Origin of the sequence: Bacillus sp. BK450, from assembly GCF_004364885.1 — a bacterium.
Classification (GTDB): domain Bacteria; phylum Bacillota; class Bacilli; order Bacillales; family Bacillaceae; genus Bacillus; species Bacillus safensis.
In genome coordinates this window covers 271,083-287,121 of the sequence record NZ_SOBQ01000004.1, presented here as the reverse complement: position 1 = coordinate 287,121, position 16,039 = coordinate 271,083, and the positions used below count along the sequence as shown (strand labels likewise).

The following is a 16,039-nucleotide window of genomic DNA, read 5'->3' as shown; positions in this document are numbered from 1 at the left end:
TTATGGATAGCTTTTTGTATTAATGAAAAATAAAACCAAAATGAGTATCCATAGCCACAAGGTAAGAACATCAATATCTTCTTTTTCATGACCGGAACACTCCTTTTGTTTGCGTGAGCAAGGTTTTGATTAACTTCACCGTACCTGACAAGTGATACATCGTCAAAAATGATTTATAGACGATAACGTGCAATGTCCTGATTCAATCGCATGCTAAGTTCATTGAGCCTTTCTGCTGCTTTAGCCACATTAGAGATGGCTGTCACTTGTTCGTCTGTGGATGCAGTGATTTCTTCGATCGCCGCAGCATTTTCTTGAGAAACATGTGCTGCGCCGTGCATGGCTTTTGTGATGAGGTCGTTTTGCTCCAGCAGTGTATTCAGCTCTTTTGCCATCGCGTTTGTTTCAACGATGGTTTGTGAAATCAATGTAGAGATGGCATTGAATTCATGTTCTGTTGCATGCACCGCTTCATCCAGCTCGGCAAAACGATCCATTGTGCTCGACATGATGCCGGCTGTTGCCGTCGTTTCTTCTTTAATGCCTTGAATCATTTGCTGAATTTGTACGGCTGATTGTTTTGTCTGTTCAGCTAAATTCCGCACTTCACTCGCCACAACTGAGAAGCCTTTGCCATGCTCACCTGCACGTGCTGCCTCAATACTTGCATTCAGCGCCAGTAAATTCGTCTCATTTGAAATGCTTTCAATCGTATCTGTGATTTGAGAAATATCCTGTACTTTTGTAGTTAACTGCTCGATTCCTGCTCTAATGCCTTGAGACGCCTGAATCGATTGTTCATTCGATTGTTTTAATTGCTGTACGATTTGCTGACCCTGATGTGATGATTGACTTGATTGGTCGGAAATCCGTTTAATTTGATCACTCTGTTCTTTGACATTCTCAATAGATTGATTAAACTGGGTCATTTGTTGATTGGCTACTTCAAGATCGGATGCTTGATGAAGTGTTCCAGTCGAAATGTCTCCGATGGCTCGTCCAATTTCTTCACTGCTGGCTGAGGTTTCTTCAGATATCGCCGATAAATCTGTCGCTGATTCAACAAGCTGACTGCTCGTTTCCTGTAAACCGCTCACCAGTGTTCTGAGCTCTCCTGACATATGGTTAAAGCCTTTTGCCAGCTGGCCGATTTCATCCGTTGTTTCCTTTAAGTTCGTGCGTTCAATATTCCCCGCTGCAATTTCCTTTGAAGCAGCAGTGACTTGCTTCAGCAGTCTGACTTTTCCTCGAGCAGCTAAATAAAAGACGCCTAGACTCAGAAGGGCGACACCTGCTGTAATGAGAATAATATAGAGCTTCATCTGCTCTAATTCTTTATAAAATTCGTCCTGGAAGACAGCGATACCTACACTCCAATTCCACGGTGTAAACTGGCTCATATAGGCGAGCTTTTCTTTTTCTTCGCCGGTTGCATCGTCCTTATCCATATAGGTCACATAGTGTGCATCCTCACCTTTTGCATTGGCACCAGCGACCATTTTTTGACGATTGGTCGTGTTATCTGGAATGACGCCGATGTCGTTGACCGGATGGACCTGGGTTGAATAGTCAGTGCCATATGCGATCAGATAGCCTTTATTTTTATAGATAAAATCTGATTTTTGAGATTGGTATCCCTTCCCGTTGTCATTTTTGGGTCCGCTCAAGTAAAGCCGGGCTTGTTCTTGCGCCTGCTCAAGCGTCAGTTCTTTTTTCTCCACACGGTCATTCAACTGTTCAAGTGTGGCCATCGCTCCGCTGACGATGTGCTTTAAATCTTCTTTCCCTGCATCAATTAATACATGTTTCGCTAACAAATATCCCGTTGTTCCAACTAGTCCGCCTGTTAAAATCGTGATCACGATAATGGCAGACATTAATTGAAAAAAGACACTTCTTGACGCAAACGCTTTCTTTTTCATGTGCAAATTCCCCCTTATTTTATATATCGTCAAGCAGGGAAAAGTATTAAAAAAGTCATAGAAAAAATCCCTTTCGCACGTTGGAAAGGGATTTTCTGATTAATGAGCTGCTTCTTTAAGAATGGCTTGATAAAGATCGTCTGCTGGCGAGAGTCCACATACCTCTTCCAGCACACCTTCAATGCCTTTTTCTTTTCTTAATGCCTGCAGACGAACAGCTTCTTCGTCTCCAGTAAAGTCGTAAGCCAAAGCTGCCACAATGCCTTTAATTAAATAATGTGGCTGTTTGATCTTTTTCGCTGGACCGATCAAACGGTCATCCGCTCCAAGCTTTCTAAGCGGGGAACGTGCGACGCGCGTGACTTCATCAGAGATAAAGGCATTTTCAAATCGTTTGATGATTTTTTGGATATACGCATCATGTTCTTCTTTTTGAAAACCATATGTGTCGATTAAATAACTGCCCGTTTCGTGAAGTGCACCTTCGACCACTTGACGAATCTCTTGTGTATCGACAGCTTCTTTAATCGTTTGCACGCCTTTCTCGTACCCGACATAAGCAGCTAGTGCATGTCCTGTGTTGACAGTAAAGAGCTTACGCTCAATATAAGGCGTCAAATCTTGTACAAAGGTCGCTCCATCGATCTGAGGAACGTCTCCAATAAAGCCTGTCTCATCAATGACCCACTCGAAAAATGGCTCGACTGATACTTTCAAAATGTCCTCATGGTGCTGAATGGGGACAATGCGGTCAACCGCAGCGTTTGGAAAACCAACTGTGTGTGACAGCGCTTCTTGTTCATCAGCTGTTAGGTGAGAGAAAACAGCTTCCTTTAAATGAGAGCTGCCGCCAATCATATTTTCACATGCCACAATGTTGATGATATGATCAGGCTTTTTCTGTTTTAAACCTTCAGCAATCGATGAAGCAATGATGTTCAAAACAGCTGGTCCAACAGCTGTTGTAATGAGATCAGCTGTTGCAACTGCCTCTGTTAATGCGGCTGGATCTTTTGCGGAATTGATGGCTGACACAGGACCAACCACTTCTTGCTGCTGCCCTGGTGCTGCGAGTTCAACCGTGTATTCTCCTTTTTCATTCAGCTCGTTGATCACCGCTTCATTTACATCGGTAAAAACGAGCTCAAAGCCTGATGCTTTTAACAAAGATCCGATAAACCCTCTGCCAATATTTCCTGCTCCAAAATGAAGTGCCTTCATGTTAGTTCACCTCGTTAAAGATGGCAATCAGTTCATCCTGATCCTTTGCATGAATGATACGCTCTACGTTTTCTTCCTCTGAACAGACAATCGCAATTTGAGAAAGAATATCGAGATGTTCATTGTTTTTACCAGCGATACCAAAAACAACTTTAGCAATATTCCCCTCGCCATATTCAACGCCATCTGGAATTTGGATAATGGAAATTCCTGAATGAAGGACAGCCGCTTTCGCATCCTCTGTTCCATGAGGAATGGCAATTCCGTTGCCCATAAATGTAGAAGAAATGTTTTCTCTTTCAAACATTTTGTCCACATAATCACTTGTAACATAACCGTTTGCCACTAAGACTTCGCCTGCTTTTTTAATGGCTTCTTCTTTAGAGCCCGCTTGTTCGTTTAGAAAAATATTGTTTTTTGAAAGTACTTGTTTCATGAAAGATCACACACCTTTTTTAGAATAGAAAATCAGAAAACAACCAAAACGGGGAGTTCAATTAGGAAAAATTGGACTCAACCCGTTTCGTCATGTTATTTTTTCAATTTCTCAATCAGCTCATCGTATTTCGGGCTGTTTAAGAAATTATCAACTGAGATATGGACAGCTCCTGGCAGTTTTGCCTTGGCTCTATCTGTTAAATCTTTATGAGTAAAGACCACATCGGCATCATCTGGGATGTTGCTGATGGATGTATTTGTCACATCAATATCAAGCTCTGCCTTTTTGACTTTATTCTTTAAGACGGATGCGCCCATCGCACTTGAGCCCATTCCTGCATCACAGGCAAAAATGATTTTGTTCACGTTATCTGGATTGATTTCATCTGGAGATGCTGCTTGCTCGCTTGCTTCAGCACCTTCTTTTTGTGCTGTAAGAGCAGCTGCTGCTGCACTTTTCTTGCCTTTCATGTCTTGCATTTTTTCTGTTGCTGCTGTTAAGTCTTCATCCACTTCTTTAGACGCTTTTAAAATGACAGAAGCGACAAGGAACGATACGACCGCTGCCACGACAACACCTGCTAGAACGGCAAGGTGACCGCCTTTTGGTGACATGAGCATAAGAGCGATAATACTTCCTGGTGACGGCACAGCCTTTAAGCCTGCATTTAACAGTGTAAAGGTCAGAACGCCGCTTGCTCCCCCAGCAATAACCGCTAAAATGAGCTTTGGCTTCATTAAGATGTATGGGAAGTAAATCTCATGAATTCCCCCTAAGAATTGAATGACAATCGCACCCGGTGCAGACTGCTTTGCCGTCCCTCTTCCAAAGAACATGTAAGCTAGAAGAACACCGAGACCTGGCCCTGGGTTTGTTTCAAGCAAGAACAGAACGGACTGGCCTGTCTTCGCCGCTTGCTCTACTCCTAATGGACCTAAAATCCCTTGGTTAATGGCATTGTTTAAGAACAATACTTTCGCTGGTTCAATGAAGATACTTGCCAGCGGAAGTAAATGTGCATTGACAATGATATCTACACCTGCCGCAAGGGCTTTATTCAAACCTAGTACCACTGGACCGATGGCGTAGAAAGCAATGGCGACTAAAATGGCACCTAGAATACCTGCACTAAAGTTATTAATCAGCATTTCAAAGCCTGATCTAATTCGGTCTTTAAACAGCTGGTCGATTTTCTTAATGAGATAACCGCCAAGCGGCCCCATGATCATTGCGCCTAGAAACATTGGGATATCCGAACCGACAATAACCCCAATCGTAGCGGTTGCACCGAGTACCCCGCCTCGATGGTCATATACGAGCTTCCCGCCTGTGTAACCGATTAAGAGCGGCAGCAAGTAGTTGATCATTGGTCCAACAAGTGTATTTAATTGTTCATTTGGAAAATAACCACTTGGAATGAACAATGCGGTGATGAGTCCCCAAGCGATAAACGCTCCAATATTCGGCATGATCATACCGCTTAAATAGCTTCCAAAGCGCTGTACTTTTACGCGAAATCCGCTTTTTTCCTGCATTTATGAAAACTCCTTTCTTCTCTCCCTTTATCTAGGGCTTTATAGGTCAAAAGATATAAGAACAAGATTCAGTGAAGCCCTTATGCCTATCGTAAAACGCTTTCACTTTCTCTTCAATTGAAACTAAATGTCACTTTGTCACATAGTGTGTGACAAAATTGAAAAATGATGTGACATCACCTTCAGATCCCAATACAAAAGGGGAGAAAAGGTTGATCTGCCGTTGTTTTGAAGCAAAATTCATGGGAATTTCACAACTTTCAAATGGTCTCTTCTTGTTTCCTCTTCTTAAATCGAATAGGCTTATAATTGATCAAACCTATTCAATTGAGAAATGTCTGCGCAGACATGACACAGAAAAAGTGAACCATCTTGCTGTTTGTTTCGTTTACCTTTTAGAGAGGGCGGTACAATAGGAAGAGCGGTTTTTTCTGTGACTCACAGTTTACTGCCGCTTTCTTTCTGATACATGAGACATTTTCATAGGTAGAAAGGCGGTTATTCATCTTGTTTAAAAATAGTAAGTGGCTTCTGCTTCTTATGGTCATGTTCGCTTTTTTCATTCCAAAGGAAGCATTTGCTCACGCATACGTCGTGAGCTCAAATCCGGCTGCAAATGAAGAGCTGGATCAGCAGCCTCCTTCAGTCTCGATCACATTTAGTGAAGGGATTGAAAGCGGATTTCATGCCATTAAGGTGCTAAATGCAAAAGGTGATCGTGTGGATAAAGGAGATACGGTCATTAAAGATCAAAAGATCATGGAAGCGGCTTTGAAAAAGAATTTACCAAAAGGTATTTACACCATCCAGTGGAATGCAGTATCAGCGGACGGACATTCTGTCTCTGGCATGATTCCGTTTAGTATTGGAAAAGCGGATGGCGGTTTTGACCAATTAGAGCAAGGTCAAACGAATGAATCCATTGATGTGGCCTCAACTATTGATAAAGCCTTTCTTTATACGTCATTCAGCTTATTCCTTGGGACCATTTTGTTTGGACTGCTTTGGTTTAAGACTGCGATTTCACCTGTATTGGCGAAACGAATGAAGCGGCTTTTGACCGTGTCATTGATGATGATGGGCGGAGCACTTGTGTTCCAGCTGCCGATTCAGACAAAATCAGCGGCAGATGTGTCCTTTTGGGGGGCATTTCAGCCTTCGCTTTTACAAGAAACGATTGCGTCCACTTCTGGCGGTAGTCTGTGGATGATGCTTATGGCGTCATTTGTTCTTCTCACCATCTGGACGATTGTGGCGGTGAGAAAAGGGGATTTCTCTTCTTTTCGGGTTTGGCTGTTTCCACTGCTTCTCTTCATAGTGCTTCTTTGGCTGAAGGCACAAATCGGACATCCAGCCGCAACAGACAATAAAATACTCACAACATCACTTGATTTCATCCATCTCGTCTCTGCTTCGATTTGGGTCGGTGGTTTAACAGCCATTGTCCTTCTATTGATGAAGAAACTGCCAAATGAAGATCAGCCGCTCATTCGGAGTACGCTAGCAGCATTTCATCCTTGGGCACTGCTCTCTGTTGGACTCATTGTGTTTTCAGGATTTGTGAATGCCATCTTTATTTTGCAATCGTTTGACGCTCTTTTCCAATCAGCATACGGACGCACCTTTTTAATCAAGCTTGGTTTATTTATCATCATGGGCCTTCTTGGGCTTATGCATTACTTAATGCTGAGATGGGAAAAGAAGCAGAAACGCAGCATTTCCTTACGAGCCGAATGGATGATCGGGATCGCCATTTTGTTATTAACAGCTGTCTTTACCAATATTCCGAGCCCTCCTCCGCCTGCACCTGAGCCCTTCTTTGGTGCAAATCAGGTCGAGCATCGTGATATTGTGTCCTTGAGCATTACCCCGAATGCCCCGGGGAAAAACTCATTCGAAGTGGCATTTACAAAGAAGAATGGCGAAACGATCACTGATATTCAATCTGTAACAGCCAAGATCCATAAGGTGGCTTTATTCGGTGATGAGACACCGAGTGAATTCCAGCTGAAACGATTAAAAAATGGTCATTTCTCTGCTGAAAATCTCTTATTAAATGAAAAAGGCACATGGAAAATTGAAATCCATGCGTTAACTGGTTCTTTCAAGAATATCGATACCACATTTATTAGAAGAAACTAAAAGGAGTTATCACATATGAAAAAATACGTTAAAGCTTTATTACCAATGCTTCTCGCTTCATTTTTATTGGCGATTCCTGTGAGTGCACACGTAACAGTCAAACCTGATACGTCTGCGACAAATGCTTGGGAGACCTATACATTAAAGGTTCCTTCTGAGAGTGACAGCCCGACGACAAAGGTTGTCTTGTCAATACCTAAAGGCGTAGAATTCCAGCAATATGAGCCAGTACCTGGCTGGAAAACGTCAACTGAAGAGAAAGATGGCAAGGTAACAAGAGTGACTTGGGAAGCAACAGGTAAAGGTGTGCTTGCTGGACAATTCCAGCAATTCGTTTTTGTAGCGAAAAACCCTGAAAAAGCTGGTGAAGCTGCATGGGATGCATATCAATATTATAAGGATGGAACGGTCGTTGAATGGACTGGCGATAAAGATGCTGATAAACCTCATTCCATCACAAACATTGTGGCATCTAATACTGTAACGGATTCACATGGCCAGGAAAAACCAAAAGAAGAGAAGGCCTCTGAAACAGCCCCTGCTTCTTCCTCACCACTTGTCCTTGGTCTGTCCATTGCTGCTCTAGTCGTGGCACTGATTGCACTTGGACTTGCTTTTAGAAAGAAATAAAAGCTGTATTGAGCGATCGTTTTCTCGGAAACGATCGCTTTTTCTTGCACCACAGACTGTTTTTTTTTATTAGAAATCAATTATTTTCCATTTTCCCAACTTGTTATTACCAATATAGGATTGAATAGGATAAAGCCGCGTGACATAATGAGACAGATGACCACATAGGAGGCTATGAGATGAACCATGTAATCATATTTGCTCATCCCCAGCAAAGCTTAAATCAAACTTTATTAGATCTTGTTGTGAGCACTCTATTGAACAATGGTCATAAAGTGACTGTTCGTGATGTCTATGCCCTTGGTTTTTCGCCAGAGCTCACCCTTGCAGAAAAGGCTGCCATCAAATGCGGTGATGTCCCAATCGCTATTCAAAGAGAGCAGACGCTGATTCAGCAAGCGGATGTGCTGACGTTTATTTTTCCAATATGGTGGACAGGCTTGCCGGCTATGCTAAAAGGATATGTAGAGCGCGTGTTTTCTGAAGGTTTTGCTTATCAGATCAGTGAGGATGGAGAGATTGAAAATTTGCTTCGGCACAAAAAAGGTGTCATTATCAACACCCACGATGCACCGAGGACTTTTCTTGATTCCAATAAGGTCTTCAGCTCCTCTCATCACATGACAACCGATACTGAAGTCTTCAATTTTATTGGCGTTCAGCCTGTCGAACGGCTTTTGTTCAGCAGCATGGAGCAGGCATCTGCAGATTACATACATGAAATTTTGAAAGAAACGAAAGAAACGGTGGATCAGCTTTTTCCGCCGGCTGTTTAACATAAAAAAGACTGCCGAGATTCCTCTGACAGTCTTTTTCACGTTTATTCGTCTAAACCAATGGATACATATTTTGTTTCTAAATAAGGTTCGATTCCTTCGATGCCGCCTTCTCGGCCAATTCCGCTCTCTTTCATACCGCCAAAAGGTGCTTGAACAGCCGATGGACCGCCATCATTCCAGCCAATAATCCCATAATCGAGATGTTCTGAAATGTAGAGCCCGTTCCGATAATTTTCTGTAAAGAAATAAGCTGCAAGGCCAAAAGGTGTATCGTTGGCTAATTCAATTGCCTCGTCTAACGTTTTGAATGTCGTAATTGGTGCCACTGGACCAAATGTCTCTTCATGCATGATGTTCATCGAAGGATCCACATGTGTAAGAACCGTTGGCTGGACAAAATAATATGATTTGTCATCGTCGAAATGCGTATCGCCGCCAACAAGAACTTTCGCCCCTTTATCCACAGCATCTTGAATTTGACCGACAATTTTATCAAAGCCGCGCTTGTTGATAATTGGACCAATAGATGTGCCTTCTTCAAAGCCATTGCCTACTTTCATCTTTTCTACTTCTTTGCTGAAGCTTTGCGCAAATGCTTCATGAATGTCTTCATGCACAATTAAGCGGTTGGCACAGACACAGGTTTGTCCTGCATTCCGGAACTTAGATGCCACTGCCTGTTTGACAGCTAGTTCAAGATTCGCATCCTTGTCTACGATGAGCGGAGCATGACCGCCAAGCTCCATTGATACGTGTTTGACTGTGCTGGCACTGTTTTTGATCAAATGCTTTCCGACGGGCGTTGAGCCTGTAAACGTGATTTTTCGAATCAATGGACTATCTGTGAAGATTTCACCCACTTCTTTGCCGTCTCCCACAACCCATTGCAGTGCATCCTTTGGAATGCCAGCTTCATGACCTAATTTTACTAGTTCAATGGCTGTCAGCGGTGTGTCTTCAGCAGGTTTTACAATAAACGTACAGCCTGCTGCAAGCGCAGGAGCTGCCTTTCTCGTAATCATCGCCGCAGGGAAATTCCACGGAGTAATGGCAGCAACAGGACCAACTGGCTGTTTTGTGACGAAAAGGCGTTTGCTTGTCGTATGTGACGGGATGGTTCTGCCGTAGATTCGCTTTGCTTCTTCTGCGTACCATTCAATATAACCAGCCGCATAGACGATTTCTCCTAATGCTTCTTGATACGGCTTTCCGTTTTCTTCTGTGATGATTTTCGCAAGCCTTTCTTTATGCTCAATCATCAGATCAAACCACTTGCGAATGATATTGGCACGTTCATGCGCTGACGTTTTTGCCCATGATTTGAATGCTTTGTGTGAACGGGAAATTGCGTCTTCGATCTGTTCTTTTGTATGCTGAGCAACTGAAGCAATTTCTTCTCCTGTTGCAGGATTATATACTTTGAGTTCGTTTGTCATGCTCTACCGTCTCCTTCGTTCTTGGATTCATTACATATAGTATATACCCAATGAGTACCCAACCTAAAAGCAATATCCATTCAGCTGGCCACGATAAGGAAGCCGGCATTCCTGGAAAGTAAAATGAAAGGAAAAGAAGACTCAGTCCGATGGCTAAAACACCTGTCGTCCGCCAATATTTAATGCTGTATGGACGCTCCAGCTCAGGTTCTGTTCTCCGAAGTCTCATAAAGGCAATGGACACGATTAAGTACCCGACGATGATTCCTACACCGCCCGCATTGACAATCCATACGAGGGCAGGGCGCCCTAGTAATGGAGCAAAAAAAGCCAAAGCACCAAGAAATAAAATAGCATTTGTCGGTGTTTTATACTTTGGATGAATATACGCAAACCATTTGGAAATCATACCTCTTTCCGCCATTGCATATAGAATACGGCTTGCACCGATAATAAAAGCATTCCAGCTCGTCACAATTCCTGCTACACCGCCAATAACCAGCACTGTTCCAAACGCTTGATGACCGAGAAGCTGTACCATCGCATCTGCTGTTGCTAATGAAGAAGCTTCGAGCTGTCCTTTTGACAGCCCAGCTGCTACCCCAAAGACAATAAGCAGATAAAAAATGACCGCGCTCACGATGGAGATAATCAAGATTCTCCCAATGATTTTTTTTGGTGCGTTAATCTCCGCCGCTACTTGCGGAATGACATCAAACCCAACGAATAAAAAGGGAATCATGACTAACACCGCCATAAGACCGCCAACCCCGCCTTGAAACATCGGCTCAAGGTTTGCAAAATCTCCATTAAATGTTGCGCCGCCTAAAAGGAGAAAACCTGTCAGAATAATCGCCACTGTGAACACGGATTGAAAAATGGCAGCAGGCTTCGCTCCAATGTAATTCAGCGCTGTTAAAAACAATGCCCCGCCAGATCCAATCAATACCCATGTGAAATAAACGTCCCATCCTCCTATATTCCATAAGAAGCCAGCATGCTGTGTTGGAATCACATAATCAATGACAGTCGGCAAGGCGACTGCTTCAAACGTAATCACAGACACATAACCAAATAATACGCCCCATGCTGAGACGAACGCTGCTTTCATCCCAAATGCCCGCTGGACAAAAACGAGCCCTCCGCCTGTCTCTGGCATCGCAGACGAAAGCTCAGCATACGTAAGTCCGATAAAGATGACGAGAATACCGCCTATAACGAAAGCAATCACACTGCCTAAAAATCCAGCTGTTAAAATCCAATCTCCCGAAAGTACAACCCAGCCCCAGCCAAGCATTGCACCAATGGACAAAAACAGCACGTCAGACTGCGACATCGTTTTTGCCATTTGTTGTTTTTGCATACAACCATCCCCCTTTGTTGTTTAGCGTGCTTTGAAGGCGTCCTCGATAATCCCTAGTCCTTCGTGAAGCAGCTCATCTGTGATGACAAGTGGTGTTAAGAAGCGAATGATATTCCCATTAATCCCTGCCGTTAAAAGAAGCAGCCCGTGCTCATTTGCATATGCTGCAATCGCTGCGGCTGTTTTCTTATCCGGTGTACGCGTTGTTTGATCTTCCACAATTTCAATTGCCGCCATTGCCCCTAACCGGCGGACTTCCCCAATGAATGGATACGCCTGTCTCCATTCATTTGCTTTGTCCTCAATGACTTGCCCAATATGTTCAGATCGTTGATTCAGTTGTTCTGTTTCAATGATATCAAGGACAGCCAGTGCAGCTACACAGCCTAACGGACTTCCTGCATATGTTCCCCCAAGCTCCCCTGGATCTGCCGCATCAAGCATTTCTTTTCTGCCAACGACTCCGCTCAGCGGTAAGCCCGCAGCAAGAGATTTTGACACAGTAATTAAGTCCGGTACCACATCAAAGTGCTCAATCGCAAAGTATTTCCCTGTTCTCGCAAAACCGGTTTGGATTTCATCTGCAACAAAGACAATCCCGTGCTGCTGACAGAAGGAAGCGACATGCTGAACGAAGCGCTTCGATGGCACAATGAATCCGCCCTCCCCTTGGACTGGTTCCATGACCACACAAGCAACGGTTTCTGGTGCAACGGCTGCGACGAAGAATTGATTGAATTGATCAATGATGTACTCGTCGTAAGCAGCATCGCTTAATCCTTCAGGTTTTTGATAGTAATAAGGGTACGGTGCTTGGTACACCTCAGATGCGAATGGCCCGAAGCCAAATTTATATGGCTTGACCTTGCTCGTCATGCTCATTGTCATATTCGTTCTGCCGTGAAAACCTCTTGTAAACGACACAACGGCCTGTCTTTTCGTATATTTACGTGCAATTTTCACCGCATTTTCAACAGCTTCTGCACCTGAATTAAGAAAAATGGCTTTCTTATCATGATCCCCTGGTGTGAGATGGCACAGCTTCTCTGCCAATTCGATATACGATTCGTACATCATCACGTTGAATCCTGGGTGAATCAGGCTATCTGCCTGTGCTTTGACTGCTTCCACAACCTTTGGATGTGAATGTCCTACGTTTAATGTGCCAATGGCGCCTGCAAAATCGATAAATCGTTTCCCATCAATATCGAACAGCTCGGCTCCTTTCCCCTTCGCTGCAAGATGACGGTTGCCATTACTCACGCCTCTTGCGACGTATTGATCTCTTTTCCCTTGCCATTCTTCGGTTGAAAAACGGTTTGTTGTCGTTTGACTCATTGTCATCCATCCCCTTTATATCCTTTTTTATTATTCTGAATATTTTTTGGTATGATAGAAAGTACCAATATCATTTTTTTCATGGTACCAGAGAGGATGGAATAGTGAGATGCTGACAATTCAACTAGACCAAACAGGACGAAACGGATATATTTATCATCAAATTTATATGAAAATTAAAGAAGAAATCTTAAATCGCAACCTGCAGCCACACGATCAATTACCATCTAAACGAGAGTTAGCCGATACATTAAACGTCAGCGTTAATTCAGTGAATGGCGCCTATCAGCAGCTGCTTGCTGAGGGATATTTATATTCGGTTGAACGCAAAGGTTTTTTCGTGGAATCACTAGAAACATTTCATGAATCTGGTCAGCTGAAACCCTCTTCTCTTCCTGTAGATTTAAAGGAAGAACCGATTGCACGAGACGACTGGTATTCCTTTTCACATATCTCCGTCGATACAGCGAACTTTCCGTTTAAAAGCTGGCTGAAAAGTGAACAAAAGGCGATCCATCTCCACCAAGAAGCCTTCGGTGAGCTTCCGCATCCACAAGGTGTGTATGAACTGCGGGAAACGATTGCCCGATTGATCGGACTTGCACGAGGGGTCAAATGCTACCCAGAACAGCTCATTTTAAGTGCAGGCACACAGTCACTGATCCATTCGTTATCAAGCATTCTTCCGGCCGATCAAATATATGGGTTAGAAAACCCTGGCTACCGCCGGCTCTATCAAATGCTGAAAAACAATCATCAACAAATTGAAACGATTGGCATTGACCAAAAAGGTGTGCGGATGAGCGACATTCATAAGAAACAGCCAAATGTGTTGATCATTACCCCTTCACATCAATTTCCAACAGGGGTGATTATGCCGATTTCCCGGCGCATACAGCTGTTAAACTGGGCAGCTGATCAGCCAGACCGTTATATCATTGAGGATGATTATGACAGTGAATTTAAATATGGCACAGACAGCATTCCGGCGCTGCAAAGTCTTGATCGATATGACAAAGTCATTTATATGGGCACCTTTTCAAAATCATTGCTGCCCGGCTTGCGGCTAAGCTATATGGTGCTGCCTCAGCATTTATTGAGACGCTATAAGGAGGAACAGCATTTTTTCATTCAAACAGCTAATCTTTTTACACAATACACCCTTCTTCATTTTATAAAAGATGGGGCGTATCAACGGCATATTAAAAGAATGAATGGTTTATATGAGGAAAAACGGAAGCAGCTTATTGAAGAGCTCAATACGATTTTTGCTGACAATGTGCGGATTATTGGAGAAAATGCCGGGCTTCATTTTATCGCAGAGTTCCGCTCAAATCGAACGCAGCATGAGATTTTACAGCGAGCGAAAGAAAGGAAGCTGAAAATGTACGGAATGGATCGTTTTACCCTTGATGAGCAATTGCCGGGGCATCAGCCAGGCTTTGTCCCGCTCGTCCTCGGCTTCTCACATATGAGGCGAGAGGATATTCAGCCGGCAGTAAAACGGCTGTATGACGCCATTTTCGGGAAATAAAACAGCCAGCTGCTCTTCACGACAGCTGGCTTACCACCGTTCTTTATCTATAGCTAGAATCGATGACATGAGTCCAGGAAAAGCGGTCTCGATGTCTTCTTTTCTTAAAGAATAGTAACGGTGCTTCCCGTCAATTCTCACTTTCACGACGCCTGCCTCCCTCAGCACTTTGAAGTGATGGGAAAGCGTGGATTTGGCAATATTCATCTCATACGTGCCGCATGTCCTCTCCCCCGCTTCCGCTAAGCAGCGGACAATTTCTAACCGGATTGGATCAGCCAATGCGTGCAGCACAGAAATCAATCTCATATCTTCTTTGTTTGGATGGTTTGGATTCGTCATACAATAAATGTATCGTATTTTGTGCCAACATACAATCTCATTCACCTGAAGCTGACTAGTCAAGTAACGATATGACTTCACAAACGTCCATTATTCATGAGACTGTCTGAAGGGAAGGAACGGTCTATGAAACAAATGTAGATTGGACGACATCCTTACACGTCACAAAACATCAGCAAGTAGGTGTCATTCAGAAAACAGCCGCCAAAAATTTTGAACATGGTACAGCTTCTAGGCTGCAAAAAGGGGCCGCTATTTACTCTGTGAAAGAGAGAGAAGACATGTTGGTCGTCGAACTTCACGGCAAAACAAAAATATATACCGCACATGCGGAAGGATAAAATACCTGTCATGCAGACGGGTATTTTTTTAAGTTCATTTTCTTGTCATGGGTCATTGGTTTTGTTATCATAGCAAAAGTGACCACTCGGTTTCCATTGTGACCATATGGTTTTGCCGATTCGGAAAGGACTTATGAAGATGAACGAAAAGCAAGAAGAGATTTTGCGGGTTTCAAAGAAATTATTTTCTCAAAAAGGCTATATGAGTGTCTCCATGCAGTCAATTGCCGATGCCTGTAAAATATCAAAAGCGTCTATTTATAAACTGTTTGATTCAAAGGAAGCTCTTCTACTAGAACTGATTAAATACAATCAGCGCAAAATGAGAGAGATTTCCCGCATCATTCATTCAGAAACGACGCTGTCCAAAAAGGAAAAATTCACAAAGAAGATCAAGCTTGAGCTTGAAGAGTTTAAAGAGAATCATAAATTTTTGAACATGCTGTCCTTTGAAGCTTTTTCTCAGCATTCGCCTATTGTCATTAAACACTTACGCGAGACACGCTCCATTATCATGCAGCGGCACAAAGACATTATTTTGAGCACCTATGGTGAATCTGTCGCTCCTTATGTCTGGGATCTCGTGATTGTTCTCAATGGATTAATGAGAGAATTCATCTTAATGCTGGCGATTGAGCACAAGAACATCAAATTAGAAAATGCTGCTGAGATGATTATCGGTGTGATGGACCGTGTATCGAAAAAGCCTTGCTCAATTGAGCCTGTGTTAACAGATCAGCTCATGGACTCTTATTTGTTTTCCTCACAGGACGGATATGATGAAGAAAAACTTGTCATCTCGTACTTATCGAAGATCAAACAAGAGCTTCACGCACTGTCAAACGGAGAAGAAAAGGACGATCTCCTCTCTGCTTATGAGCTGCTCAATCAAGAATTATCAAAGGATGAACCGAGAACCTTTTTAGTCAGCTCACTGCTCGATTATTTAGGCAAAAACAGCGTTTTATCACAAAACGTGTCACAGCTGAAAAACATCATTTTATAGATAAAGAAGGG

13 protein-coding genes are annotated in these 16,039 nt (G+C 43.2%); 5 read left to right on the top strand and 8 right to left on the bottom strand.

The features are described 5' to 3' along the window. Positions 1-173: 173 nt before the first annotated feature. From EV579_RS15460 to EV579_RS15445, 4 genes are all read right to left on the bottom strand, one after another. Entirely contained in the window at positions 174-1,922 is a 1,749-nt protein-coding gene (locus tag EV579_RS15460) for a methyl-accepting chemotaxis protein (protein ID WP_044335499.1), read from the bottom strand. Positions 1,923-2,021: 99 nt separating this feature from the next. Further along, a complete protein-coding gene (locus EV579_RS15455; protein WP_044335501.1) occupies positions 2,022-3,143 on the bottom strand; it encodes a mannitol-1-phosphate 5-dehydrogenase in 1,122 nt (373 codons plus the stop codon). Position 3,144: 1 nt separating this feature from the next. Continuing rightward, positions 3,145-3,579 carry a PTS mannitol transporter subunit IIA gene (locus EV579_RS15450; protein ID WP_044335503.1) on the bottom strand — a complete coding sequence of 145 codons (435 nt, stop codon included), beginning with the start codon at positions 3,577-3,579 and terminating at the stop codon, positions 3,145-3,147. Between the two features lie 95 nt (positions 3,580-3,674). Then, entirely contained in the window at positions 3,675-5,117 is a 1,443-nt protein-coding gene (locus tag EV579_RS15445; RefSeq protein ID WP_044335505.1) for a PTS mannitol transporter subunit IIBC, read from the bottom strand. A 507-nt stretch (positions 5,118-5,624) separates the two neighbouring features. Between EV579_RS15445 and EV579_RS15440 the strand changes: the two genes are divergently transcribed. From EV579_RS15440 to EV579_RS15430, 3 genes are all read left to right on the top strand, one after another. Continuing rightward, a complete protein-coding gene (locus EV579_RS15440; RefSeq protein ID WP_133744769.1) occupies positions 5,625-7,259 on the top strand; it encodes a copper resistance CopC/CopD family protein in 1,635 nt (544 codons plus the stop codon). 15 nt (positions 7,260-7,274) lie between these two features. After that, entirely contained in the window at positions 7,275-7,889 is a 615-nt protein-coding gene (locus EV579_RS15435) for a YcnI family copper-binding membrane protein (RefSeq protein WP_133744768.1), read from the top strand. Positions 7,890-8,068: 179 nt separating this feature from the next. Then, positions 8,069-8,665: an NAD(P)H-dependent oxidoreductase gene (locus EV579_RS15430; RefSeq protein ID WP_103132452.1), complete on the top strand. Its 597-nt coding sequence runs from the start codon at positions 8,069-8,071 to the stop codon at positions 8,663-8,665. A 44-nt stretch (positions 8,666-8,709) separates the two neighbouring features. Here the strand turns inward: EV579_RS15430 and EV579_RS15425 are convergent, their stop codons facing one another. The 3 genes from EV579_RS15425 to gabT are packed head-to-tail and all read right to left on the bottom strand — an operon-like array spanning position 8,710 to position 12,805. Further along, on the bottom strand, positions 8,710-10,104 hold the full coding sequence (locus EV579_RS15425; protein ID WP_133744767.1) for an NAD-dependent succinate-semialdehyde dehydrogenase: 1,395 nt from the start codon (positions 10,102-10,104) through the stop codon (positions 8,710-8,712). Further along, entirely contained in the window at positions 10,079-11,467 is a 1,389-nt protein-coding gene (locus EV579_RS15420; RefSeq protein WP_133744766.1) for an APC family permease, read from the bottom strand. The genes EV579_RS15425 and EV579_RS15420 overlap by 26 nt, the downstream gene beginning before the upstream one ends. 21 nt (positions 11,468-11,488) lie before the next feature. Then, complete coding sequence (gene gabT, locus EV579_RS15415) at positions 11,489-12,805, bottom strand: 4-aminobutyrate--2-oxoglutarate transaminase (RefSeq protein WP_133744765.1); 1,317 nt, start codon at positions 12,803-12,805, stop codon at positions 11,489-11,491. Between the two features lie 109 nt (positions 12,806-12,914). On the opposite strand from gabT, the gene gabR reads away from it, so the two are divergent. Further along, a complete protein-coding gene (gabR, locus tag EV579_RS15410) occupies positions 12,915-14,339 on the top strand; it encodes a MocR-like transcriptional regulator GabR (RefSeq protein WP_133744764.1) in 1,425 nt (474 codons plus the stop codon). Positions 14,340-14,369: 30 nt separating this feature from the next. Here gabR and EV579_RS15405 read toward each other — a convergent pair whose 3' ends face one another. Then, complete coding sequence (locus tag EV579_RS15405; protein WP_024425536.1) at positions 14,370-14,681, bottom strand: ArsR/SmtB family transcription factor; 312 nt, start codon at positions 14,679-14,681, stop codon at positions 14,370-14,372. 480 nt (positions 14,682-15,161) lie between these two features. Between EV579_RS15405 and EV579_RS15395 the strand changes: the two genes are divergently transcribed. Then, a complete protein-coding gene (locus tag EV579_RS15395; RefSeq protein WP_226340860.1) occupies positions 15,162-16,028 on the top strand; it encodes a TetR/AcrR family transcriptional regulator in 867 nt (288 codons plus the stop codon). The last annotated feature ends 11 nt before the right edge of the window (positions 16,029-16,039 follow it).

Excerpts from the sequence above, each read along its gene's own strand:
- EV579_RS15445 (WP_044335505.1), bottom strand. The coding sequence starts at position 5,117 with ATGCAGGAAAAAAGCGGATTTCGCGTAAAAGTACAGCGCTTTGGAAGC.
- EV579_RS15435 (WP_133744768.1), top strand. The coding sequence starts at position 7,275 with ATGAAAAAATACGTTAAAGCTTTATTACCAATGCTTCTCGCTTCATTT.
- EV579_RS15430 (WP_103132452.1), top strand. The coding sequence starts at position 8,069 with ATGAACCATGTAATCATATTTGCTCATCCCCAGCAAAGCTTAAATCAA.
- EV579_RS15395 (WP_226340860.1), top strand. The coding sequence starts at position 15,162 with ATGAACGAAAAGCAAGAAGAGATTTTGCGGGTTTCAAAGAAATTATTT.
- EV579_RS15460 (WP_044335499.1), bottom strand. The coding sequence starts at position 1,922 with ATGAAAAAGAAAGCGTTTGCGTCAAGAAGTGTCTTTTTTCAATTAATG.
- EV579_RS15420 (WP_133744766.1), bottom strand. The coding sequence starts at position 11,467 with ATGCAAAAACAACAAATGGCAAAAACGATGTCGCAGTCTGACGTGCTG.
- EV579_RS15405 (WP_024425536.1), bottom strand. The coding sequence starts at position 14,681 with ATGACGAATCCAAACCATCCAAACAAAGAAGATATGAGATTGATTTCT.
- gabR (WP_133744764.1), top strand. The coding sequence starts at position 12,915 with ATGCTGACAATTCAACTAGACCAAACAGGACGAAACGGATATATTTAT.
- gabT (WP_133744765.1), bottom strand. The coding sequence starts at position 12,805 with ATGAGTCAAACGACAACAAACCGTTTTTCAACCGAAGAATGGCAAGGG.
- EV579_RS15425 (WP_133744767.1), bottom strand. The coding sequence starts at position 10,104 with ATGACAAACGAACTCAAAGTATATAATCCTGCAACAGGAGAAGAAATT.
- EV579_RS15455 (WP_044335501.1), bottom strand. The coding sequence starts at position 3,143 with ATGAAGGCACTTCATTTTGGAGCAGGAAATATTGGCAGAGGGTTTATC.
- EV579_RS15450 (WP_044335503.1), bottom strand. The coding sequence starts at position 3,579 with ATGAAACAAGTACTTTCAAAAAACAATATTTTTCTAAACGAACAAGCG.